General features: G+C 70.6%; 25 protein-coding genes. 13 read left to right on the forward strand and 12 right to left on the reverse strand.

The features are described from left to right. Positions 1-36: 36 nt before the first annotated feature. Positions 37-1,434: a M1 family metallopeptidase gene (locus ACJ9NR_RS17990; protein WP_412488587.1), complete on the reverse strand. Its 1,398-nt coding sequence runs from the start codon at positions 1,432-1,434 to the stop codon at positions 37-39. Positions 1,435-1,591: 157 nt separating this feature from the next. Between ACJ9NR_RS17990 and ACJ9NR_RS17995 the strand changes: the two genes are divergently transcribed. Continuing rightward, the gene (locus tag ACJ9NR_RS17995) at positions 1,592-2,092 is read left to right on the forward strand and encodes a hypothetical protein (RefSeq protein ID WP_412488588.1); all 501 of its coding nucleotides are present in this window, start codon (positions 1,592-1,594) and stop codon (positions 2,090-2,092) included. Between the two features lie 79 nt (positions 2,093-2,171). On the opposite strand, the gene ACJ9NR_RS18000 is transcribed toward ACJ9NR_RS17995, so the two are convergent. Continuing rightward, entirely contained in the window at positions 2,172-2,885 is a 714-nt protein-coding gene (locus tag ACJ9NR_RS18000; RefSeq protein WP_412488589.1) for a pentapeptide repeat-containing protein, read from the reverse strand. Positions 2,886-3,072: 187 nt separating this feature from the next. Between ACJ9NR_RS18000 and ACJ9NR_RS18005 the strand changes: the two genes are divergently transcribed. Genes ACJ9NR_RS18005 through ACJ9NR_RS18015 form a run of 3 tightly spaced genes read left to right on the forward strand, consistent with a single transcriptional unit; the run spans position 3,073 to position 6,809 of the window. Then, complete coding sequence (locus ACJ9NR_RS18005; RefSeq protein WP_412488590.1) at positions 3,073-4,239, forward strand: NAD(P)-binding protein; 1,167 nt, start codon at positions 3,073-3,075, stop codon at positions 4,237-4,239. Between the two features lie 36 nt (positions 4,240-4,275). Next, positions 4,276-5,256, forward strand: a complete 981-nt coding sequence (locus tag ACJ9NR_RS18010; RefSeq protein WP_412488591.1) for a zinc-binding dehydrogenase — start codon at positions 4,276-4,278, stop codon at positions 5,254-5,256. Positions 5,257-5,312: 56 nt separating this feature from the next. Beyond that, the gene (locus tag ACJ9NR_RS18015) at positions 5,313-6,809 is read left to right on the forward strand and encodes an MFS transporter (protein ID WP_412488592.1); all 1,497 of its coding nucleotides are present in this window, start codon (positions 5,313-5,315) and stop codon (positions 6,807-6,809) included. A gap of 1 nt (position 6,810) precedes the next feature. Here ACJ9NR_RS18015 and ACJ9NR_RS18020 read toward each other — a convergent pair whose 3' ends face one another. Beyond that, positions 6,811-7,467, reverse strand: coding sequence for a rhomboid-like protein (locus ACJ9NR_RS18020; RefSeq protein ID WP_412488593.1), 657 nt, complete (start codon positions 7,465-7,467; stop codon positions 6,811-6,813). 217 nt (positions 7,468-7,684) lie between these two features. Between ACJ9NR_RS18020 and ACJ9NR_RS18025 the strand changes: the two genes are divergently transcribed. Continuing rightward, positions 7,685-8,230 carry a GNAT family N-acetyltransferase gene (locus tag ACJ9NR_RS18025; RefSeq protein ID WP_412488594.1) on the forward strand — a complete coding sequence of 182 codons (546 nt, stop codon included), beginning with the start codon at positions 7,685-7,687 and terminating at the stop codon, positions 8,228-8,230. A gap of 133 nt (positions 8,231-8,363) precedes the next feature. Here the strand turns inward: ACJ9NR_RS18025 and ACJ9NR_RS18030 are convergent, their stop codons facing one another. Continuing rightward, the gene (locus ACJ9NR_RS18030) at positions 8,364-8,651 is read right to left on the reverse strand and encodes a hypothetical protein (RefSeq protein ID WP_412488595.1); all 288 of its coding nucleotides are present in this window, start codon (positions 8,649-8,651) and stop codon (positions 8,364-8,366) included. A 74-nt stretch (positions 8,652-8,725) separates the two neighbouring features. Beyond that, entirely contained in the window at positions 8,726-9,484 is a 759-nt protein-coding gene (locus ACJ9NR_RS18035; protein WP_412488596.1) for a hypothetical protein, read from the reverse strand. Positions 9,485-9,834: 350 nt separating this feature from the next. Here ACJ9NR_RS18035 and ACJ9NR_RS18040 point away from each other — a divergent pair, with 350 nt between their 5' ends. The 3 genes from ACJ9NR_RS18040 (at position 9,835) to ACJ9NR_RS18050 (ending at position 11,399) form a co-directional block, all read left to right on the forward strand. Beyond that, entirely contained in the window at positions 9,835-10,308 is a 474-nt protein-coding gene (locus ACJ9NR_RS18040) for a hypothetical protein (protein WP_412488597.1), read from the forward strand. 149 nt (positions 10,309-10,457) lie between these two features. Beyond that, positions 10,458-10,754 (forward strand): hypothetical protein, encoded by a 297-nt coding sequence (locus tag ACJ9NR_RS18045; RefSeq protein ID WP_412488598.1) that lies wholly within the window; start codon positions 10,458-10,460, stop codon positions 10,752-10,754. 336 nt (positions 10,755-11,090) lie between these two features. After that, positions 11,091-11,399, forward strand: a complete 309-nt coding sequence (locus tag ACJ9NR_RS18050) for a hypothetical protein (protein ID WP_412488599.1) — start codon at positions 11,091-11,093, stop codon at positions 11,397-11,399. Between the two features lie 204 nt (positions 11,400-11,603). On the opposite strand, the gene ACJ9NR_RS18055 is transcribed toward ACJ9NR_RS18050, so the two are convergent. The 4 genes from ACJ9NR_RS18055 to ACJ9NR_RS18070 all read right to left on the reverse strand — a co-directional run bounded on the left by ACJ9NR_RS18055 (position 11,604) and on the right by ACJ9NR_RS18070 (position 13,435). Next, positions 11,604-11,981: a hypothetical protein gene (locus ACJ9NR_RS18055; protein WP_412488600.1), complete on the reverse strand. Its 378-nt coding sequence runs from the start codon at positions 11,979-11,981 to the stop codon at positions 11,604-11,606. A gap of 98 nt (positions 11,982-12,079) precedes the next feature. Continuing rightward, positions 12,080-12,436, reverse strand: coding sequence for a hypothetical protein (locus ACJ9NR_RS18060; protein ID WP_412488601.1), 357 nt, complete (start codon positions 12,434-12,436; stop codon positions 12,080-12,082). Between the two features lie 207 nt (positions 12,437-12,643). Continuing rightward, positions 12,644-13,009, reverse strand: a complete 366-nt coding sequence (locus tag ACJ9NR_RS18065; RefSeq protein WP_412488602.1) for a hypothetical protein — start codon at positions 13,007-13,009, stop codon at positions 12,644-12,646. A 174-nt stretch (positions 13,010-13,183) separates the two neighbouring features. Next, positions 13,184-13,435, reverse strand: coding sequence for a hypothetical protein (locus ACJ9NR_RS18070; RefSeq protein WP_412488603.1), 252 nt, complete (start codon positions 13,433-13,435; stop codon positions 13,184-13,186). A 304-nt stretch (positions 13,436-13,739) separates the two neighbouring features. Between ACJ9NR_RS18070 and ACJ9NR_RS18075 the strand changes: the two genes are divergently transcribed. Continuing rightward, positions 13,740-15,164, forward strand: a complete 1,425-nt coding sequence (locus tag ACJ9NR_RS18075; protein ID WP_412488604.1) for a condensation domain-containing protein — start codon at positions 13,740-13,742, stop codon at positions 15,162-15,164. 432 nt (positions 15,165-15,596) lie between these two features. Here the strand turns inward: ACJ9NR_RS18075 and ACJ9NR_RS18080 are convergent, their stop codons facing one another. From ACJ9NR_RS18080 to ACJ9NR_RS18090, 3 genes are all read right to left on the reverse strand, one after another. Continuing rightward, positions 15,597-17,684, reverse strand: coding sequence for an NACHT domain-containing protein (locus tag ACJ9NR_RS18080; protein WP_412488605.1), 2,088 nt, complete (start codon positions 17,682-17,684; stop codon positions 15,597-15,599). Between the two features lie 530 nt (positions 17,685-18,214). Beyond that, on the reverse strand, positions 18,215-18,775 hold the full coding sequence (locus ACJ9NR_RS18085) for a GNAT family N-acetyltransferase (RefSeq protein ID WP_412488606.1): 561 nt from the start codon (positions 18,773-18,775) through the stop codon (positions 18,215-18,217). Further along, positions 18,772-19,545: a GntR family transcriptional regulator gene (locus ACJ9NR_RS18090; RefSeq protein WP_412488607.1), complete on the reverse strand. Its 774-nt coding sequence runs from the start codon at positions 19,543-19,545 to the stop codon at positions 18,772-18,774. The genes ACJ9NR_RS18085 and ACJ9NR_RS18090 overlap by 4 nt, the downstream gene beginning before the upstream one ends. Before the next feature lie 475 nt (positions 19,546-20,020). On the opposite strand from ACJ9NR_RS18090, the gene ACJ9NR_RS18095 reads away from it, so the two are divergent. Genes ACJ9NR_RS18095 through ACJ9NR_RS18110 form a run of 4 tightly spaced genes read left to right on the forward strand, consistent with a single transcriptional unit; the run spans position 20,021 to position 21,886 of the window. Beyond that, positions 20,021-20,278, forward strand: coding sequence for a DUF6284 family protein (locus ACJ9NR_RS18095; protein WP_412488608.1), 258 nt, complete (start codon positions 20,021-20,023; stop codon positions 20,276-20,278). Beyond that, positions 20,275-20,571, forward strand: a complete 297-nt coding sequence (locus ACJ9NR_RS18100) for a DUF6303 family protein (RefSeq protein WP_412488609.1) — start codon at positions 20,275-20,277, stop codon at positions 20,569-20,571. The genes ACJ9NR_RS18095 and ACJ9NR_RS18100 overlap by 4 nt, the downstream gene beginning before the upstream one ends. After that, complete coding sequence (locus ACJ9NR_RS18105) at positions 20,568-21,545, forward strand: DUF2637 domain-containing protein (protein ID WP_412488610.1); 978 nt, start codon at positions 20,568-20,570, stop codon at positions 21,543-21,545. The genes ACJ9NR_RS18100 and ACJ9NR_RS18105 overlap by 4 nt, the downstream gene beginning before the upstream one ends. Further along, the gene (locus ACJ9NR_RS18110) at positions 21,545-21,886 is read left to right on the forward strand and encodes an RRQRL motif-containing zinc-binding protein (RefSeq protein ID WP_412488611.1); all 342 of its coding nucleotides are present in this window, start codon (positions 21,545-21,547) and stop codon (positions 21,884-21,886) included. Before ACJ9NR_RS18105 ends, ACJ9NR_RS18110 begins: the two co-directional genes overlap by 1 nt. Positions 21,887-21,896: the final 10 nt, after the last annotated feature.

Consider the following 21,896-nt stretch of genomic DNA (forward strand, 5'->3'; position numbering starts at 1 on the left):
ACGATACGGGCCGGTCCGTCCGTCGTGGCGGCCTCCTCACGGACGGTCCGGCTTCCCCTTCCCGTACAACCAGTTCTTCCAGATCGGGCCGAAGTCCTTGTCCGGCGCCTTCTTCTCGACGTACGCCGTGAACTCGCCGGTGTCGGCGTTGCCGTGCCGGTGGGCGGCGGCCCAGCCCCGGAGGATGTCGTAGAAGGCGGCGTCGCCGACCGTCTGCCGGATCTTGTGCAGGACCATCGCACCGCGGACGTAGACCGGGTCGTCGAAGAGGTGGGCGGCGCCGCTCGGCTTGGCGGGCGGGAAGGACCACAGACCCGGGTGGTCGTCCTCGCCGTGGGCGTAGAGCCTGTCGAAGGTCTGCTGCGCGCTGTCGCCGCCGTGGTCCTCCTCCCAGAGCCACTCGGCGTAGGTGGCGAAGCCCTCGTTGAGCCATATGTCCCGCCAGGTCCGTGGCGTGACGGAGTCGCCGTACCACTGGTGGACGAGTTCGTGGACGAGGGTCCCGGTACCGGGCGCGCCGTGGAAGACGGGCCGGTTCTGGGTCTCCAAGGAGTACTCGGCGTCCTGCGGCCGGACGACGATCGCGCCGGTGGAGGAGAAGGGATAGGGCCCGAAGTTGTGCTCCTCCCACTCCACGATCTCGGGGATCTTCGCGAGCACCGCGCGGCTCGCCTTCGTCTGGGTCGGGTCGACGGCCACGTACGCCGGCAGCCGGTCCGGGCCGATGGTGTACCGGCTGACGTCGTAGTGGCCCACGGCGACCGTGGCGAGGTAGCTCGCCATCGGCGCGGCCGTGTGCCAGCTGAAGGTCGTACGGCCGCCGGCGCTCGTCTCGCCCGTCAACTCCCCGTTGGACACGGCCTGCAGGCCCTTCGGCACGGTGACCGCGATGTCGTACGTCGCTTTGTCGGAGGGGTGGTGGTTGCCCGGGAACCAGGCCATGGAGCCGACCGGTTCGCCGAGGGCGAGCGCCCCGTCGGCCGTGCGCAGCCAGCCCTCGTGGGAGCCGTCGGGGTCGGTGAGGGTCCGCGGGGTGCCGGAGTAGCGGACGGTGACGCGGAAGGTCTCGCGAGCGGCGAGGTCGTCGTGCGGGCGGACGGTGAGCTCCTGCCCGGCCCGGTTGAAGCGGGCGGGCCGGCCCTCGACGGTGACCCCGTCGACGTGCAGCCCCACGAGGTCGAGGTCGAAGGCGGAGAGGTCCTGGTCGGCGCGGGCGGTGAGGGTCGCAATGCCGGTCAGACGCCGGTCGCCGCCGGAGGGGTCGTAGGCGAGTCTCAGGTCGTAGTGGCCGACGTCGTACCCGCCGTTGCCGGCCTTCGGGAAGTACGGGTCGTGCACGCCGGAGCCGCCCGGGGTGCCGTGGACACCGCCGTCGCACGCGGTCAGGACGAGGGCGAGCAGGGCGGCCGGGACAGTCGGCAGGGATCGGGGCACGGCTGAGATCCTAGGACGACGGGTGATCCCGCAGCGGCGCATGATCCCGGAGCGGCGCGTGACCCCGGGACGGCGCGTGACCCCACGGCTGCGCGTGTTCCCGGGACGGCGCAGACGCCGTCCCGTGCGTACCGGACGGCGTGACACCATTCCGTACGTGCTCGACATCGGCTACGCCCTCTCCAACCGCTTCCCGGACCCCCCGCAGACCGACTACCGCCGCGCGGACGTCCGCGCCCTGCGCCACGACCTGTTCTGCGGCGACGTCTACCTCGCCGACACCAAGGCCGACCGGGAGTTGTCCACAGCCTGGGGATGGGTGCCGGTGCTCGACTTCGCGTGGGCGCTGTGCGACATCGTGGAGCGGCTGGACCGGGACCCGGCGGGGTCCCGCGCCGCGCGTCCCCAGCGCGCGGAGCTCGACTTCACCGAGTCGACCGACCGGATGCTCTTCGAGCGGCGCTTCGGGTGGGTGGAGGTGGAGGCGGACTGGATGCCCCCGGAGGAGCCGCCGCTGACCCTCTCCTTCGCCGGACTCCGCCGCGAGGCCCGGGATTTCCTGCACGACCTGCTCGCCGACCTGGTGGACCTGCACGAGGACCTGGGCGAGAACCCGGCGATCTGGACCCTGCAGGCCCGCTTCCCCCGCGTCCGGTGACACGGCCGGCCTGACACACTGCCGGCCTGAAACTGACGGCCTGACACACTGCCGGCCTGAAACGGCTCTCAGCCCGGCCTCACCCCTCCACCCGGATCCCCATCTCCCCCGCCAGCACCAGCGCCAGATCCATCAGCTGCGCCGGACTGATCACCGCCCCCGCCAGCCGGTCCACACCGCGCGCGATCCCCAGCTCCACCGCCCCCCTCAGGTCCACGTCCTTGAGCACCGCCGCGGTGAGGTCCGCCTCCTTGAGGACGCAGTCCACGAACTCCACCCGCTCCAGCATGGCGCCGCCGAAGTCGGGCTCGACGAGGACGCAGTTGTCGAAGACGACGTCCTTCAGCCGGGCCGTGCGCAGGTTCAGGTAGTCGATCTTGCCGCCGCGGACGACGACACGCTCCAGCACGGCGCCGTGCAGCTGTGCTCCGCCGAGGCGGGCGTCCAGCAGTTCGACGTCGCGCAGGGTCGCCTCGGCGAGGTCGGTACCCACGCCTCTCGGCCCCGTCAGCACCGAGTCGAGGACGCGGGCCTGCCGCAGCCGCGTCTCGTCCAGCGCGCACCCCGTCAGCGCGCAGTCCATGAACCTCGCTCCCCCGCCGTCCTGCCCCGCGAGGTCCGCGTCCCGGAACTCCAGCCCGTCGTAGTCCCCGTCCGGCTCCAGTTCCCCGCCCTCGAACGGCTCCAGCGGGGGCAGCCGCACCTCCGGCCGCCGCGCCCCCTTCACCGCCGACCCGCGGGCGCCTGCCCCGCCGCGCGCCGCACCCGGACCACCCGCCGCTCTCCTCGCCATGGCCCCCATCCTGCACCCCGCCACTGACAATCCGCCCGGCCACACCGTGACGAGGCCCTGAGCAGGCAGAACGCGAACGCTGTCACATTCCGGGTGCCGAAGACCGTCGTATCCGCGAAGGCTCGTCGAAGGCGACCGGCACAAGGAGCCCCCGACTGAGGTCCGACACCCGAGGGAGATCCCACCCATGCACCGCATCACCGTCATCGGCGGCGGTTTCGCCGGACTGACCGCGGCCGTCACCGCTGCCGAGGCGGGCGCCAAAGTGACCGTGTACGAGGCCCACCACACCCTCGGCGGCAGAGCCCGCACGGCCGAGGCCCCGTACCGGACGAACGACGGACCGCACGCCCTCTACAGCGGCGGCCCGCACTGGTCCTGGCTCAGGCAGCGCGGCCTGCTCGGCACGCCGGCCCCGGTCCCGCCCCTGGAGACGGCCCGGCTGCGGCTGCGCCACCACGGCGTGCTGCGCCGCACCCCGCCCTTCGCGATGCTGAAACTGCTGCGCCACGGCCTGCAGCGGGCGCCCGTGGACGCCGACTTCATGAGCTGGGCCACGGGCGTCGCGGGCGAGGAGGCCGCCCGCGCCGCCGCCCACTACTCCGCCGTCACCCTCTTCCACCACGACCCGGGCGCCCTGTCCGCCGCGTTCGTGCAGGAGCGGCTGCGCCGCGCCGCCAGGCTCCCGAGCGAGGCGCACCACCCGCGGGGCGGCTGGGCGAGCGTCATCGACCGGATGGCCGCGCGGGCGTGGAACCTGGGCGTGCGGATGGAGACCCTGTCGCGCGTCGACACGCTGCCGGCCGGCGGTCCCGTGGTCGTCGCGACCTCCCTCGACGCCGCCCGCCGGCTGCTCGGCGACGCCTCCCTGACCTGGACCGGCGGCCGTACGGCACTGGTCGATCTCGCCCTGCGGACCCGGCGCGGGGACGCCTTCGCGGTGTCCGACCTCGACGCCCCCGGCCGGCTGGAGCGGTTCACCGCGCAGGACCGTTCCCTCGCCCCGGCCGGTGAGCAGCTGATCCAGGGGCAGATCCCCCTCGCGCCGTACGAGTCGAAGGCCGACGGCGCCGCGCGCGCCGAGGAGCTGCTCGACCTGGCCTTCGCGGGCTGGCGCGAGCGGGTCACCTGGCGGCGCGAGTCCGTCGCGAACGGCCGTACCGGCGCCGTCGACCTGCCCGGCACCAGCTGGCGCGACCGGCCCGCCATCGACCGCGGCGACGGCGTCTACCTCGCCGGCGACCAGGTCGCGGCCCCCGGCGTCCTGTCCGAGGTGTCCTTCAACAGCGCCCTCACCGCGGTGTCGCTGGCCCTCGGCCGGCGCGCGCTTGACCTCAAGCAGGCTTCAGGTTGAAGAGTGGGGCGTTCCCGAACAGCTGGGGGACCCACCATGCGCGCCATCCGTCTGCACGCCTTCGGCCCGGCCGGGAACCTCCGTCACGAGGAGGTCGCCGATCCCGTACCGGGTCCCGGCCAGGTCCGCATCGCCGTCGCGGCGGCGGGGGTGCACCTGCTCGACACCGCCCTGCGCGCGGGTGCCCGGGGGCCGCTGCCCGAGCCGCCCCGGCTGCCCACCGTCCCGGGCCGCGAGGTCGCCGGCGTCGTGGAGTCGCTCGGCGAGGGCGTCGCCGCGCTGTGGCTCGGCAGGCGTGTCGTGGCCCATCTCGGGCTCGCGTCCGGCGGCTACGCCGAACTGGCCGTCACCGACGTCGACCGGGTGCACGAGATCCCCGCCGGACTGGACCCCGCCCAGGCGGTCGCCATGATCGGCACGGGACGCACGGTGATGGGGATCGTGCAGTTCGCCGAGCTGGGCCCGGACTCCGTGGCCGTGATCCCGGCGGCCGCGGGCGGCGTCGGCACGCTGCTCGTGCAGTACGCGAAGAACGCCGGCGCGGTGGTCGTCGGTCTCGCGGGCGGCCCCGGGAAGGTCGCGCGGGTGCGGGCGAACGGCGCGGACGTCGCCGCCGACTACACCGAGCCGGACTGGCCGGACCAGGTCCGCGCCCGGCTGGGCGGCCGGCCCGCGACGGTCGTCCTCGACGGCGTGGGCGGCGAGGTCGCCCGCCACGCCACCGGCCTCCTCGGTCCCGGCGGCAGACACCTCGTCTTCGGCTGGTCCTCCCAGGGCGTCCGGGACGGCGCGCCCCATCTCGTCGACGGCCTGTCCGAGCAGGTCCTCGGTCCGGTGATGATGCGCCGGGCCGGCGGTCCCGACCCGCTGCGGACCCTGGAGCTGCGCGCTCTGGCCGAGGCCGCCGCGGGACGCCTCAGCCCCGCCGTGCAGCGTTTCCCGCTCGCGGATGCGGCGGCGGCACACCGGGCACTCGAAACGCGCGCAACGACAGGAAAGGTGGTTCTGGAGCCATGAGCGAGCGCAAGGCCTCCGAAGATGCGATACGGACCGAGGCATGGTCTTCTGGCCGGATGAGTGACGCCCGGGCAGGTGAAACTCCCATGGACGCCGACCCCCGCCGCTGGTGGGGTCTGGTGATCATCGCCCTCGCCCAGCTCATGGTCGTGCTCGACGCGACGATCGTGAACATCGCCCTCCCCTCCGCGCAGCGCGACCTGGGCATGTCCGACGCCAACCGGCAGTGGGTCATCACCGCGTACACCCTGGCCTTCGGCGGTCTGCTCCTGCTCGGCGGCCGCATCGCCGACCTGGTGGGCCGCAAACGGACGTTCATCTTCGGCCTGATCGGCTTCGCCGCCGCCTCTGCGCTCGGCGGCGCCGCCACCTCCTCGGGCATGCTCTTCGGCGCCCGCGCCCTGCAGGGCGCCTTCGCCGCCGTACTGGCCCCCTCGGCCCTGTCCCTGCTGACGACGACCTTCACCGACTCCAAGGAGCGCGGCAAGGCGTTCGGCATCTACGGCGCCCTGGCCGGCAGCGGCTCCGCGATCGGCTTCATCGTCGGCGGCCTGCTGACGGAGTACCTGAACTGGCGCTGGTGCCTCTTCGTCAACGTCCCCATCGCGGTCGTCGCCGTCCTCGGCGCCTTCTCCCTCCTCCACGACCGCCCCCGCCGCACGGACGCCCGCCTCGACGTCCCCGGCGCGCTGCTGGGCTGCGGCGGACTGGTCGCGATCGTCTACGGCTTCAGCGAGGCCGAGTCGCGCGGCTGGACGGACGGGCTGGTGCTCGCGATGTTCGCGGCGGGCGTCGTACTCCTCGCCGCCTTCGTGTGGTGGCAGACCCGGGCGCGCATGCCCCTGCTCCCGCTCCACGTCGTCAAGGAGCGCAACCGCGCCGGCTGCTTCCTGACCATGGCGCTCGCCACCATCGGCATGTTCGGCCTGTTCCTGTTCATGACCTACTACCTGCAGGTCGTGCTCGGCTACTCGCCGGTGGAGACGGGCCTGGCCTTCCTGCCGCTGACGGTCGCGATCATCATCGGCTCCACCCAGATCTCCGCCCGGCTGCTGAACCACGTGCCGCCGCGCCTGCTGATGGTCCCGGGCATGGTCCTCGCGGCGGGCGGCATGGTGCTCCTGACGCGGATGACGGTCGACTCGTCCTACGCCACCGAGATCCTGCCCGCCCTGCTCCTGATGGGGCTGGGCATGGGCCTGACCTTCATGCCGGTCTTCGCCACCGCCACCGCGGGCGTAGCCGCGCGGGACTCCGGCGTGACCTCGGCGACCGTCAACACCTCGCAGCAGGTGGGCGGCTCGATCGGTACGGCCCTGCTCAACACGATCGCCACCAGCAGCAGCGCCGCCTACATCACCGCCCACCTCCACAACCCGGCGCACAAGGCGCTGGTCGTCAAGGAGGGCGTCGTGCACGGCTACACGGTCGCCATCTGGTGGGCCGCCGGCGTCATGCTCCTGGCCGGCCTGGTGGCGGGCCTGATGGTGACGGCGCGGGCCCCCAAGCACGGCGCCCGCGCGGAGGACCCGGTACCGGAACCGGTGCCCTGAGCTAACCCCTCCGCGCGGCCCATGCCTCCCTCGGGTCCCATGCCTCTCCGCGTCCTCTGACCAGCGGATAGCAGCCGAGCCCGATCAGCACGGAGACGAAGTGCCCGAGGTCGGTGAAGGTGGGCGTCGAGGTGAGCGGTTCCCCGTACACGGCCAGCACGACCACCAGATACGCGTACCGCCAGGGCGGCGCGATCCGGTACGTCAGGACCGCCACCACCCCCGCGAGCGCGTAACTCACCCCGATGTCCAGGGTGTCGACCGCGGAGTGCGGCGCCATCCCGTCCCGTACGGCCCGCAGCAGCGCGCCCTCGCTGATCAGCGTCGCCAGCACGTGCGCGGCCACGCACACCACCAGCCACCGCAACGTCCCCAGCCAGCGCTCGGCCTGCGCGTGGAAGACGGTGTAGAGCGCGGCGTACGGCACCCAGTGACCGCCGTCGATCCACATCGCGCTCTGCACCAGCACCCGCGCGGGGTCGTTCGACAGCTCATGGATGTTCGTGGACCGCTGCCGCAGGAAGTCCTGCTCGAACTCCGGCGACATGTGGTGCAGCGCGACGGTGGTGACGAACAGGACGGCCAGCCAGACGTACGTGCCGGGCGCGCTGCGCACGTAGGTCCACGCCCTGTCTCCGAGGCCGCGGTCGATTCGCATGAGGCGATTCACGCATGTCAGTATCGTCGGCCGGGTGATCGACATCCCGGGCGAACTGGCGACGGCACAGCAGAGGTACAACGGCACGGCGGGCCGCGCCTTCGTCGGCAGGAGGTCGCCCGCCGCCTGCGCGGCCACACCGGCCGGGCACCCCGCCGGTAGCGCCGCGATGTGCCGTCCGCGGCGGCCCCCCGCCCGACCCCTTAGCCTCGGCGGCATGATCCGAACCGCGGCCCCCGCCGACATCCCCGTCATCCACACCCTGATCCGCGAACTGGCCGAGTACGAGAAGCTCCCGCACGAGGCGAGGGCCACCGAGGCCCAGCTCCACGAGGCCCTCTTCGGCGAACACCCCGCCGCCTTCGCCCACATCGCGGCCGACGCCGCCACCGGCGAGCCGGTCGGCTTCGCGCTGTGGTTCCTGAACTTCTCCACCTGGCGCGGCGTCCACGGCATCTACCTGGAGGACCTCTACGTCCGCCCCGCCGCCCGCGGCGCCGGCCACGGCAGGGCCCTGCTCACCGAACTGGCCCGCATCTGCGTCGCCCGCGGCTACGAACGCCTCGAGTGGTCGGTCCTGGACTGGAACGCCCCGAGCATCGCCTTCTACGAGTCCCTCGGCGCCCGCCCGCAGGACGAGTGGACGGTCTACCGGCTGACCGACGAACCGCTCCGGAGCCTCGGCGGGAACGGCGGGAAGGGTGGGCACGGCGGGAAGGGTGGGCACGACGAAAACGACGGGAACGACAGGAACGACGGTTGACGGTCCGCCGGGGCGTGCAGGCGGGCAGGCGTGCGGGCATGCGAAAGCCCAGGCCGGATCGCTCCTGACCTGGGCGTTCGCATGCGCGGGGATGCCGGGAAGGGCCGTGCGGAGAAGCAGGTGAGGCGAGCGCTCAGAGGGCCTTGCTGTTGCAGCCCATGTCCGAGCCGAGGTGGTGGTCCTGCGCACCCGGGTTGCCCTCGCCGTTGAGCGCGTTGCCCAGCACGCCGTTGAGGGCGCCGACGCTGCCGAGGACGTCGATGTTCATGTCGTGCGAGCGGCACTCGATGCCCTGCGAGATGCCGAAGCCGCCGTCGTGCGCCCCGGCCTCACCGTGTGCGAAGGCGGGAGCGGCACCGAGGGAACCCAGGCTGCCGAGGACGGCGGCGCCCACGACGGCCGCCTTCTGAAGCTTGCGCATGTCTTCTCCATTGATCGAGCGGATGTGATCTGCGGCAGATCGAGTCGGGAGGGTGAACACCTGCTGAGAGGCCGTCAGCCGAGCCGCGGCAGACCCAGCTGACCCACGGGCGGCGCCGCGACCTGGCCGAGTCCGAGCCCGGGCACCTGCGGCGCGCTGGCCGGCGAGATCAGCGGGTTGATGAGCGGGCTCACCTCGGGGTTCACCTGCGGGTTCACCTGGGGCGCGACGTGCGGCGCCGGCTCGGGGTTGAAGACCTGCGGCATCTCGACCTGCGGGGCCACCTTCGGCACGACCTGCGGAGAGGTCTGCGGGGCGACCTGCGGCACGACCTGCGGGGCCTGCTGCTGGGGAGCGGCCTGCATCGGTGCGGCCTGCTGCGGCGCGCTGTACGACGGCTGACCGGCCCGCGCGGCACCGCCCGACGAGGCGAAGGCGGAGGCCTGACCGATCTGCGGCGGGGCCGGGGGAGCGGCCTGCATCACCGGCCGCATGTACTGCGGACCGGCCTGCGCGCTGCCCGCGGCGGTGGTCGCGGCCGCGGCCCGCGGTGCGCTCTGCTGGGGTGCCGGGTAGTACTGGGGGGCCGGGGGCCCGTAGTACCGGGGAGGAGGCGCCTGGTACTGGGGCGCCGGGGGCGCGTAGTAGTACTGGGGAGCGGGCGCCGGAGCCGCTGCCTGGGGCTCCGGATAGTAAGGAGCCGGCGCAGGAGCGGAACCGGGGTAGCCGGGGTAGTACCCGCCCGGGGAGTCGGCGTGGCTGACGCCGGCGCCGATCGCGGACAGACCGCCGGCCGCCGCTACGACGAGTGCGGCCTTGTGAAGCTTTCGCATGGAACCCTCGGCCCTTCAATAACCAGTGCAGGGAAATCCGTTGTATTCAGTGCAGTCACGCCGGAGCCGACAGCGGATCCCGATGTCCCTCTCCGGTGGATGCCCAACTGCCCTCTCCCCGCTGGCAACGACCTTTTGACCGGCCCGGTCACGGGGTCGAAAACCCCGTCACCCGTTTGGCATTGATCGGATTACCGGATCACCGATTCCGCCTCCTCGGCAAATGGGTGACCGGCACCCGACTCCCGTGACGGGCGCCGAAGTCATGTCGTTGGCACAGGGCCAGAGCAATGGTCCATCCAGCTTTTCCGCACGTTCCATGCACAGGTCAATGAAGGGCCGAGGGTTCCATGCGCAAGTTCCAGCACGTCGCGCTCGTCGCAGCAGCAGCCGGGGGCCTGTCCGCCATCGGCGTCGCCCCCAGCTTCGCCGACGCCCCCGCCGCGTACAACGCCGCTCCGCCGCCCGTCCCGCAGCAGGGCAGTCAGGCCGCGTCGTGGACCAGTTCGCAGGCCACCGCGCACACCACCGGTTCACCCGCGCCGCAGCACCAGGCCGCGCCGATGGGCGGCGCCGATGTCAGCCCGCAGCTCAATCCGCAGGTGAACCCGAAGCTCAGCCCGCAGCTCACCCCGCAGCCGGCCCCGGCCGCCCACTCCGGCCCGGTGGAGCAGAACAACCTCTTCCGCCCCTACCAGGAGTGCAGCCCGCAGAACCTGCTCAACGCCAACCTCCCCGTCGCGCTGCTCGCCGCCGCCGAGACCAAGGGCGTCAACTGCGGTCAGGGCAACAGCCAGGCGAACGCCCTCGCCAAGGCCCACTAGAGCCGCCGCACCCCCTCCGGGGCGTGCACGGCAAGATCGAAAAACACGGCGCGTCGCTGCCCGGTTTGCCCTTATTTCGTATTAATCTCCGTGACTGTACGAAGTCGATCTGCCACAGATCGCAACCACTTCACTCCACCGGAGATGACATGCACAAGCTTCGCAAGGCTGCCGTCCTGGTCGCCGCCATCAGCACCGTCGGGCTCGTCGGCGCCGGCACCGCCCAGGCCGGAGAGGGAGGCGGCCACGGCGGCCGGGGCGGCGACCAGCACACCAGCGTGCTGCAGAGCTCCAACTGCAAGTCGCACGACCTGAACCTGGACGTCCTCGGCCAGGTCGGCCTCCTCAACGGCCTGCTGGGCAACGCGCTCAACGGCGAGGGCAACCCGGGCGCGCAGGACACGCACATCGGCTCGAGCATGGGCTGCAACAACAGCGCCTTCTAATTCGCGCGGCCGGTCGCACACGACCGCGAGCGGGAATCAGGTCCCGGCACCGAGGGCAACTCGGGGCCGGGACCCCTTGTTTGCGCGCGGGACTCGCACGGGACTCGCACGCGGCTCATGCACGGATTCGTATGCGGGATACGCACGCGGGATACGCACGCGTGACTCGCGCACGGGATTCGTACGCGGCCTATTCCCGGCCATCGACCAAGGCGGTGAGGATTCCCCGAATTCGGCGCGCCGCACGGTTTTCCATGGATATTTCGTATTAGCCTCCGTAACTGCACGAAGTCGATCTGTCACAGATCGCATCCACTTCACTCCACCGGAGATGACATGCACAACCTTCGCAAGGCCGCCGTCCTGGTCGCTGCCATCAGCAGCGTCGGGCTCCTGGGTGCCGGCGCCGCCCACGCCGATCAGGGCGGCTGGGGTTCGGGCGGAGAAGGGCACCGTGGCACTTCCAGCTTCAGCGTCCTGCAGAGCACCACCTGCCGGTCGCACGACGCCAACGTCGACGTCCTCGGCCAGGTCGGCATCCTCAACGGCCTGGGCGGCAACCTGCTCAACGGCGAGGGCAACGCGGGCGCGCAGCAGACCTCGCTGGGCTCGAGCATGGGCTGCAACAACAGCGTCGGCAAGTAAGGCAGAAACAGGCAGGAACCTCGGTGCCCCGGCCGACCGGCCGGGGCACCGAGGTTTTGGCGTCGCCGCACAGAGGTCTTGGGTGTCGCCGCGAAGCCTGGAGAGCCCGCAACGCCGGAACGCCGGATCGGGAACCGTCTCCGATCCGGCGTTCCGGCTTTCCGGCGTTGCGGCGTTCCGGGCTCTCCGGCGTTCCCGGCCGCCTCAGAATTCGATGTGCGGACGCTGGATGTGCGGGCGGTCGACGTGAGGGCGCTTGAACCCCTTGGGCAGCGGTGCGGTGTTGGAGCACTCCACCACCGGGCCCACCTGGGTGTGCCCCGTGCTCAGCGTCTCGTCGTCGGGCAGCAACAGCCGCGGCCGGTATACGGTCGTGCACTTCTGGTCCTGCTTGACGACGAACCGGCCGTGCTTGGTCTTGTGGACGGACTCGCTCTTGTGCACGCAGGTCGTCTCTCCCTCGGCGGAGGTCTTGCAGTCACCGGGGCGCTGGTCGGCGTACGCCTGCGCGCCGCCGGCACAGATGACGGCGAGGCTCCCGAGGAGCCCCGAGACGGTTGCGATGGTCCTTCGACTGAGCATGCTCTCTTCCTTTGCAATCGCCGCAGCCCGGCCGCGCGCCCCGAGGGGGTTCTCGCGCGTCCGGGCTGCCGGTGCTTTATGAGGGTGTGCGGCGCTGCTTACTGGCCGCCGTACGGGGCCGCGTAGCCGTAGCCGGCCTGCGGAGCCGCCTGCGGCGCGACCTGCGGAGCCGCCTGGGGAGCCGCCTGCGGAGCCGCCTGGGGGGCGGCCTGCGGAGCGGCGAAGTAGGCGGTCTGCGGCATGTAGTTGAAACCGTTCGTCGGCGCGAAGTACGGAGCCGCCTGCGGAGCGGCCTGCGGACCGTACGGGGCGCCTCCCATGGCCACGGCGTTGGCCTGCGAGGAGGCCACCGCGGTGACCCCGCCGAAGCCGTCGGCGAAGCTGACGCCGGCACCGAGAGCGGACAGCCCCGCGACCGCTGCGACTACGACCGCGGCCCGCTGAAACTTGCGCATAGTTCGACCCTTCCCTGACTGGGCGTGAAGCCCTGGTTTGACTACTTAATGTGAGCATATACAGACGCAACGTAGTCATTTGGGATCTCTGGGTCTTCCATGCGCCGTGTCGGTTTATGGCGATAAACGTATTTTTAATTCCCCGCCATGACGAACGGCCGGTCCGGGTCCCCCCGAATACCGGCCGTCCGTCACCCGAAAAGAGGGTCAGCCCAGCAGGCCACCGGGCAATTCGAAACCGTCGTCGTTCTTGTCGTTCCTGGTGGGCGCCGGAGCGCCGTCGGGAGTACAGGTCACCTCGGGGCCGATCCGGGTGGACCCGTTGTTCACCAGCGGAATGACCGGCAGCTGCATGGGCTGGACCGGCACGCACGTGGTCGCCTTGCGGATGGCGAACCCCTCACCCTCGGGCACCTGGCCGGTGATCTTCTGCACGCAGGTGACGTTGCCCTGGAGGTCGACGGTGCAGGTGCCCGGACCCGCCGCGGCATGCGCCTGGGTGACGCCGAGACCGGTCACAGCGAGGCCGCAGATGAGCCCCGAGACGGCCGCGATCTTCTTCCTACTGAACATGTGATCCGTTTCCTTTGTGAGGGACGCCCGTTAGGGGCCGATTCGCTTGCGAAGTGAAGGGCTGACCTGGGGTTGAGCGGCCTCGCACGCCGGGCCGCCACACACGGACGGGCCCCTTCGGGGGTGAGCCCGAGGGGCCCGCGGGAAGCGTCGCGCAGGACCTGGCGGCCGCCGTCAGCCGGTGAAGGCGTTGTTGAACTGGCCGCAGGTGGTGTCGAAGGTCTCGGACAGACCCAGCACGCTGATCGGAAGGTCGCCCTCGGCCGCCGTCTGGGGGCTGCACTCCTGGTAGGGCCGGTAGTGCTCGGCCGACTTCGGCGCACCGTCGTGGCCGTGAGCGTATGCGGTACCGGCGCCGGCGCCGATGGCGGACAGGCCGCCGGCCGCCACTGCCGCTGCGATCATGGCCTTCTGAAGCTTGCGCATGGAACCCTCGGTCCTTGATTGCCTGTAAGTCGAGGCTGATTGCCTACTGTGACTGGACGAACACTATCAGTCACTAAAGGGGATTCCGCACCGCCGGACGACCCGTGTCCGAGGAGAAGGCCCGGAATATGCGCCCCGAATGGCGCTGCGAGATGCCCGGCAGACCGATTGGCTCACAATCGCCGATCACTCAATCCACTCAAAAGTGGGAACAGCCCATGTTCCGCGCATCTCCTTTCACGGTCGCGGCATTCCCTTGATCGGGTCCGCCCCATTCGGGCTCCAACTGCGAACGGAGACGCCCGTGCGAATGACCGACATCCAGCGTTGCGAGGTCCGGCCCGGACGGCTTGTCGAGTGGGCGCTCAGTCCGGCGACAGTCGCGGCTGCGGCGGACCTTCCGACCGACCCCCGGCCGCCGGCGTACGTCCAGGAAGGGCACATCAGGACCGCGCGGTCCGTGCGGGAGGACGGCCTGTTCGTGCCGACCTGGCTCGGCACGGCCTTCGACATCCCCGGCACGGTCGACCTCGACGCCCTCGAGGAGGCGCTGCGCGGCTGGACCCTGCGGCACGAGACGCTGCGCAGCGGCTTCCGCTGGGAGGGCGACGAGATGCGCCGCTTCACCCTCGACCCCGCGGCCGTGTCGCTGCACCGCGAGGAGGTCGGCGACTTCCCGGACGCGGACCGGCTCGTGCAGCACCTCCAGGACCGCTTCGACGACGGCGCCAACGCGCTGAACTGGCCCAACTTCCTCTACGCGGCGGTGATCAGGGACGACTGCACCAGCGTGTACATTGGCTTCGACCACAGCAACGTCGACGCCTACTCCATCCAGCGCATCCCCGCCGAGATCCACGAGCTCTACGCGGCGGCGGTGCAGGGCCGCCCCGTGGAGGAGCCGCCGGTCGGCAGCTACGTGGACTTCTGCGAGATCGAGCGCGCGGACGCGGACCGCATCGACGGCACGCACACGATCGTCAGCCGCTGGCGGGAGTTCATCCAGCGGTGCGACGGGAAACTGCCCAACTTCCCCGTAGAGCTGGGGCTCGAGCCCGGCGGCACCCTGCCCACGCAGAAGCTCATGCGGGAGATGCTCGTCGACGCGGACGCCGCGGCGGCGTTCGAGGCGTACTGCCGGCCCTTCGGCGGCAGCCTCGTCGGCGTCCTGGCCGCCACGAGCCTCATCGTCCACGAGATCGGCGGCCGGCCCGTCTACCGCGCCGTCGTGCCGTTCCACACCCGGGTGAAGTCCAAGTGGAGCAATTCCGTGGGCTGGTACGTCGGCGGAGCGCCCATCGAGGTCGCCGTCGACGACGCGCCCGACTTCCTCACCGCCGTCAAGACGGTGCGTGCCGAACTGCAGGCCAACCGGTCGCTGGCGCGCATGCCGCTGGCCCGGGTGCTGCGCCTGCTCGGCGCGGACTTCCGGCCGACCTCCCCCGACCTGTACTCGATCGTGTCGTTCGTCGACGCACGCGGCATCCCCGGATCGGAGCGCTGGGCCGAGCTGACGGCCTACGGGCTGGTCCGCGTCTCCTACGGCGACCAGGTGTGCGTCTGGCTGAACCGGCTCCACGAGGGCCTGTGGTTCACCTGCCGCTACCCCGACACCGACGCCGCGTACAAGAACATGCGGCTGTACGTCGAGCGGCTGCGGGACGTCATCCTCACCGTGGCCCGCGAGCAGCGGGCCGGCGAACTCGCCCCGCAGGGCCTCGCGGGATGACCACGACACACAGCAGGCTCGCTCCCGCGAGGGGGCGAGCCTGACACCGGGGAGCCCCCTGTCGGATTCGAACCGACGACCTTCGCTTTACAAGTTCACCCCAACGGCCTAACGATCGGTGAGGCGGCTCCCCTGCCTGCCGTGCGGGGTGCACAGCAGGCTCTCCGAGTACGGCGATGTGCATCTGTGTTGCCGTCAAAGTGCGCCGTCAGGCTGTGGGCTGAGATTGCGGTTTCGACGCCGCTACTCTGACGCTGCGTCCCGCGCTAGTCAGAACCTGTGTCACATCCTTCTTCTAGCAGGTCGGGGGATGGCGTCGGGTAGTGCGGGGTGTTGGTGTGCTCTTCGGAATGGCGTCATGACGACGCTGTCCTGCGCGAATGGTCCATGCGAATGGGTTCGTCGTGTCGAGCCGTGGCAGAGGCTGCGTGGTCAGGGGACGGGTGGGGGGCTGGGGCGTTGGCGTAACCAGTGCTGAAGTTCGCGGTGGCGATACTGGTAGGCGGGTCCGCTGTTGCGCATGAGTCCTGCGGTGACGGCCCAGTCCAGGAACAGGCCGAGCCGGAACGGGAGACGTCGGCGCGAGCAGAGCAGGAAAACCACATACCGCCGCGAAGCTTCCGCAACGGCCCCGAGCCCAAGCGTGAGCCCGGCCGCGAGCCCGCCCGTGAGCCCGAACGAGAGCCCGGCCGCGAGCCCGAACGAGAGCCGAACCGCGACTCCGAACGCGAGCCCGAACGCGAGCCCGACCGGGATCCCGACCACGAGCCCGAGCAGGGCGTCGCTCCGGATAACGGACCGGGCTCCGAGATTTTCACCCGGCGCCTGCCCGACCCCAAACACAATCCCAATCCCAATCCCAATCCCAAGCGCGAGCCCGCCCGCGCTCGCGTTCGCGAGCCCGCCCGCGAACCCGAACGCAAGCCCGGCCGCGAACACGAGCGCGAACGCGAACGCGCCCGCAAGCCCGAATGCGAGTCTCTTTCGGTTTTGAGGGGTCTTGAACGGGTTCTGCAGGCTGTTGGGCTTGCCGGGAGTGATGGCGAGCACTCCGGCCATGGCCGCACATATGCCGAACACGGCGACCAGCACGATCTGGGTTTTCTGCACCTGGAGTATCGGCCAGAGGAGAGGGAGAGGGGTAAGGACGGTGAGAACGGTGAGGAGGACGTCGGTGGTGCGGACTCGGGTGCGTCCGGCAAGCGGCCACAGCTCGTGGAGGACGAGGTCGGTGGCCTCCGCGCTCGCGGGGGTCGTGGCGGAGAGGGTGCCGGTGGGGTCGAGGTGCGTGGCGAGGTGGTGGAGCCAGCGGTGGACGTCCTCGGGTTTGTAGCCGCGGGGGTTGGAGGTGGTGCGGGTGGCGGCGGGAATGTAGCGGGCCAGGAGGTGGCAGTCCAGGGCGTCGGCGTCGGGGAAGGCGAGAAGCTCGGAAGGTTGGCCGTCGTGATGGTAGACGGTGGCGCTCAGGCACAGCCGCCAGGGAGTGGACAGGATGGTGGCCAGGGTTCCGCCCGGGTGTGCGGCTAGGTCGTCGAGCAGGGGCTGCCAGCGGGGCGCATCAAGGGCGCGGTCGGTGAGGTAGGTACGGGCGTCGTCGGCATTGACGGGGGCGACGGTGATGCGGGCGGCGTCCAGGACCTCGATATGTGAGTCCAAGGCGTCGTAGTGCCGGGAGCGGCAGGTCAGGATGAGGGGCCCGGCGTCACGGCCCTGCTGGTAGGCGTTGAGGGCGCGGACGACGGCGGTGGCGCGGGGCGCGACGGGATCTGGGGAGCCGTCGGGGAGCGGGGGGTCCATCTCGTCCAGGCCGTCGAGGACCGGTAGCACCAGGCGGTGGCGGACGAGACCGGCGGCCAGTGCCTTAGGCCAGTCGTATGCCTCGACCAGCCGCTGCTGTAGCAACTCGGTCAGGGACTGGCGTTCGGTGTCCCACCTCGACAGCGGGATACGGACCGGAACGGGATCATCCTCGTTGCGGTCGTCGATCAGGGCCAGCAGCAGTTCCAGCGCCAGGACCGTCTTACCCGCCCCTGGCGCGCCAGTGACGACCAGGCGCAGCGGGCGGATGGAGCGATAGTAGGTGACGATGTCCGGCAGCGTCACCGCGCCCGGACCGCCGGCGGCCAGCCGCCCGGCAGCCGGGGCCATGGCCGGGCGGACCCTAGCGGGATGCAGGACATACGCGAGATTGATGCGCTGGGTGTCATCGCCCAGCAGCTGCCGCCACACCGCGCCCTCCCCCAATTCTGGGTCCTCGACCTGGCTGGCCAATGTCGCGGCCCAGCCGCGGGCGAGTTCGGCGTCGTTGCCCTCGACGGGCTTGCGCAACGCCACCCCCGCGAGCACAACACCGGCCGCACCCAGCGGGAGGCCCAGCATGCCTGCGGTGTCGGCTGACTGCAGGCCACCGTGGATAATCGCTCGGACCGCGTACACGGTGCTCACCACAACCATCAGGCTGCCCACGGCGCCGATCAACTGCCAGTTGCGCCGTCGGCGGCGTCCCCCGAGTCCTGCCACCCCCCGATCATCACAACTGTGCTCGCGCCGGACAGTCAGCTTGTCCCACCTGTGACCAAGCGGCACAGCCTGCCTGCTAGGCACCTCCTAGAGTTGGTTCTACGGTGCTGTTACGAGACTCCCCTGCAATGCAATGGCAGCTGGTCAAGTAAGGGGACGTTGAGTCGGCAGTGCGGAGACAGCGCATGACTAGAACGTGGACACTTCGGTATACCGGCACCCCAGGGCTAGCTCGGATGACGGTCGGAACTCTTGAGGAGCACGGCCTTGAGGTCGAGTGGGAACCCCCGACGGAAGAACGGGGCGGCATCAATGTCGTACACGAAGTAGTCATCCCCATGCTCGTGTCGGGCGGGCCTGCGGCCATGAAAGCCGCTGTTCAGGCAATTCGGTCGCGGCTCAGAAGCGGCCACGTGCAGGTGGACCCACCGCTTGACGAAGAGGAGTGAACTACCTCGCTCATCGTGCCCGCTTAACGTTCAGTGGCACATCAGTCAAGCTTTGCTGGTCGCACACCTCCCGATGTGCAGTCATGCCAAAGACCCCGGAGCTGCGGTTTCGTCCACGAATCCATGTTTCGTCGGCCGCGCCGGACGCTGAGCGAGCCACCCTGAGACACGTGGGCCACCGTTCACGGCCCCACCCTCTACGACGGTCCGGACGTACTCGAACTCCTGCCGGATGTAGTACTCCTGCAAGCTGGCGTTGGTCGTCCACGCGTCAAGGCGCAGCCACTTCGCCCCCGCTCGGTAGGCCCGGTCTCCGGCCCAATCGAGCAAGCGTCCACCGAGGTTCTGACCGGCGTGAGTTCGAGCCACTGTCAACTTGTTGATGAACAGTGAGGGTTCCGTCAGCTCCTCGTCTGTCCAGAGCCCGGCTTCCGCCTCGGGAGTGAGGGTGATGGTTCCCGCCGTGGCGTCGCCGTCTCTGACCATGAAGACGGTTCCCGCCTCAACGGTCTTCAGCAGCTTGTCCGCCGGATAGGGGCGCTGCCATTGGTCGGTGCCAAGCCGGGAAAGCCAAGCTGCGGCCTCCTCACGGAAGGCCAGCAGCTTGGACACATCCTGCGGTTGAGCTGGGACGATTCTCACTTGGGCTCATTCTCGCTTCGGGCGGACAGGTCGCCGATCTCGTAGTTCATCTGGTTGAGGTCGCCCCGGAACGTGGTGATGGTGCACCGGATGGGCCGGTCCCCGGAATAGCCGGTACGCGTCCAAAGAAGGACCGGGACGCCGGCGCTGATCTCCAACAGTCGCGCCTCCTCCGGCGTCGGCATGCGCGCGGCGATCTCGTCGAAGTACCCGATCTGCTCAATGCCTTGAGCCGCTAGATACCGCGTGGTTCCCTCGTCGATGTCCTCGGGCTCGGCAAGTCGCGGCGACGCCTCGACCAGCCACGATGGGTAGTAGGTCGCTTGCGTCGACCAAGGGACGTCGTCCACATAGCGATGGCAGAACCGCAACACCGCCTTCGCACCCGTCATGATGTTCAGCCGCCGAGCGATCTCCTCCGGCGCCTGCAGCATCTCAACCCGGAACGTCTGGTGTGGCCGTCGACCCGCGTTGGTGACGTCGGTGTTGTACGAGTCTCCGTTCTGAGGGAAGTTCAGGTTCTCGAACCGGGACGCATTGAGTTCGAACACCTCGTGAGACTTGACCTCGTAGCCGAGCCCCTGGCTGGACGTCAGCAGTCCCTCGCTGACCAGCAGGCTCAGCCCGTTGCGGACGGTGTTCCGAGACGCGTCGAACCGCTGCTGTAGCTCGTTCTCGGAGGGCAGCCGCGACCCCGGCGGGAACGTGCCGTTGTCGATCTCGCGGCGCAGGGCGTCGGCGACTTGCCGGTACTTCGGTTGCTTGTTCATGCCCTCATCATGACGCACTCGCGCAACTTGTTGGTACATGTAGGCCAACCCCCTTGACGACTCACCGTCCGCCGGTGCAGCATCACTGCATCAGCTTGTACCAACAAGCTGAACAGGAGGTGCAACGCCTGCAAGTGCGCCTGCCTGGACTGATAGCGCACGGAGGAAAGCCCGCAGGGGTGAGTACGAAGGCAGCGCAAGCAGCTTGAGAACTTCACACAGGGAACTGCCGGTAACCCGTGGTCCGCCTGCCCGAAGGGGTCGGAAACAAGGCGGAGAAGACCGGCGTGCCCCGTACGGCAGCCTGGCCGGTTCGAGTCCGGTCCGGGGCACTGCGGCCCATCGATCTTGGCCGCATTCGCCGCTGCGCCCAGTGCAGCGGCATCCCTTCCCATTTCAACGGCGCGCGGCCCCGGTGTTGGAGCACCGGGGCCGCTGTTCGGGCCGTTCCACCTGCGAGGGAGAACACGACCCAATGGAAGACATCGTCACTGTTCAGGACGCTGTTACCGCGTTCGCTGACTTCATGGAGCCGACGAACGCGGAGCTGGACGCGATCGAGCGGGAGATGCCCGTCATCCTGGCGGACGTCGACCTGCTGGACGCGCAGATCATCACCCTGGACCGCACCCCCAGCGAGCTGGATGTCCGGCGTATCCGCCGGGCCCGGCGTCGGCTGCTGGCCGCGCTGGCACACCAGGCCGCGACCACGCACCGGGGCGGCGCGGCATGAGCGGGCAGACGAGCGCGCGGGAGTTCACCGCGCAGATGTCGGTCCGGGCGGGCCGCTGGCGCCTGTATGTGGTGCTGCTGGACACGACCGAGCGGTGGCCGGAGTGCCGGTTCGGCCGTGTGGTGCCGACGTTCACGGAACGTACGCACGCGCTCGCCGCGCTCGGGTTCGAGCCGGTACCGGGTGCCGAATGGTCGTGGACCGAGGACCGCGAGAACCCCGACGACCCCGCCTCTGCGGTCGTGCTGATCGCTGCGATGCGCGTGCGTTCACGGTCGGGGGTGAGCGTATGAACGCCGTTCAGATCCGTTCAGCCGAGCGCGCGCTGTCGGCCGGCACGTGGCTGATCGTGGCGGGCGCCATGCTGTATTCGATCCTGACCGTCACCCCGCTGGCCGCCGCCCACACCCCCGACCGGTGGGCCTGGACGGCTCCCATCCTGCCGCTGGTGGTGGATGCGGCCGTGGTCATCGTGGTCCGCCTCGATGCCGTGCTCGCCCGACTCGGGGGGCACGGCGGGCGCTGGCCGATCGCGCTGCGGTGGATGACCGGCTGCATGACGCTCGCCCTCAACGTCGCCGACTCCGCCCTCAAGAACGACCTGGTGGGCGTGGCGGTGCACGCGGTCGCCCCGCTGCTGCTGATCGTCACCGCCGAGACCGGGCTTGCCTACCGGCGCGCGATCAGCGCCGCCGTGGTGGCGCTGGAGACCAGGCAGCAGGCCGAGCGGGATGCCCGTGAACGCGCCGCGATCGAGCGGCGTGAGGAGGCCGTGCGGCGGGCCCGGGAGGAGCGCGAGCACGCGGCGGCGCTGGCGCGTGAACAGCGCGAGCACGAAGCCCGCATGGCCCGTGAACAGGCCGAGCGGGAAGAGCGCGCACGGCGCGAGGAACGCGAGCGGGAACAGGCCCGGGAGCGGGCTGAGCAAGCCGAGCGTGAACGTCTGGAGCGTGAGCGTGAACAGCGTGAGCGGGAGCGTGAACGCCGTGAACGCGAGACCGCCGAACGCGCCGAACACGAGCGGCGCGAGCGTGCCGAGCAGGAGCGCCGTGAACGCGCCGCGCTGCTGTCCGCCGGTCCGGCCACGGACAAGCTGCCCGAGGACGACGCCCGCGCCGTCGTGGCCGCCGCGCATGCCGAGGGCCTGCCGGTGCGGCAGGCGGCCGAGCTGTGCGGCTGGTCGGTCGGCTGGGTGTCCACCCGCTACGCCGAGCTGCGCGGTCCGGTCAACGGCGTGCCCGTCGACCTGACGGGCACGGCCCGCTGATGGCCACCGCCCCGGCCGGTGGCGCACTGCCGGTGTACCGGTGGCGGCTCGCCCCCGACGGGCTGGCCACCCGCCGCCAGCTCCGCGCGATGGGACTGCGCCCGGGGGGTCAGGACGTGGTCGCCGAACTCCGGCGTCCCCGCCGACGGCGGGGCCCGCTGGTCGCCTACCTCTACCGCATCGAGGCAGCCAAGCCCGTCCGGCCGATGACGCCGGGTCGGTGGGCCGCGCTCGCCCGCGCCAACCGGGCGCGGCGCATCTGCCCCGCGTGCCGGCGCGATGCCGGATACGTCATCCCCGCCGCGCTCGGTGCCTGCGTGCCTTGCGCGAGCCCTACCTGATCGGGAGGGA

Origin of the sequence: Streptomyces sediminimaris (assembly GCF_047049295.1) — a bacterium.
GTDB lineage: Bacteria > Actinomycetota > Actinomycetes > Streptomycetales > Streptomycetaceae > Streptomyces > Streptomyces sediminimaris.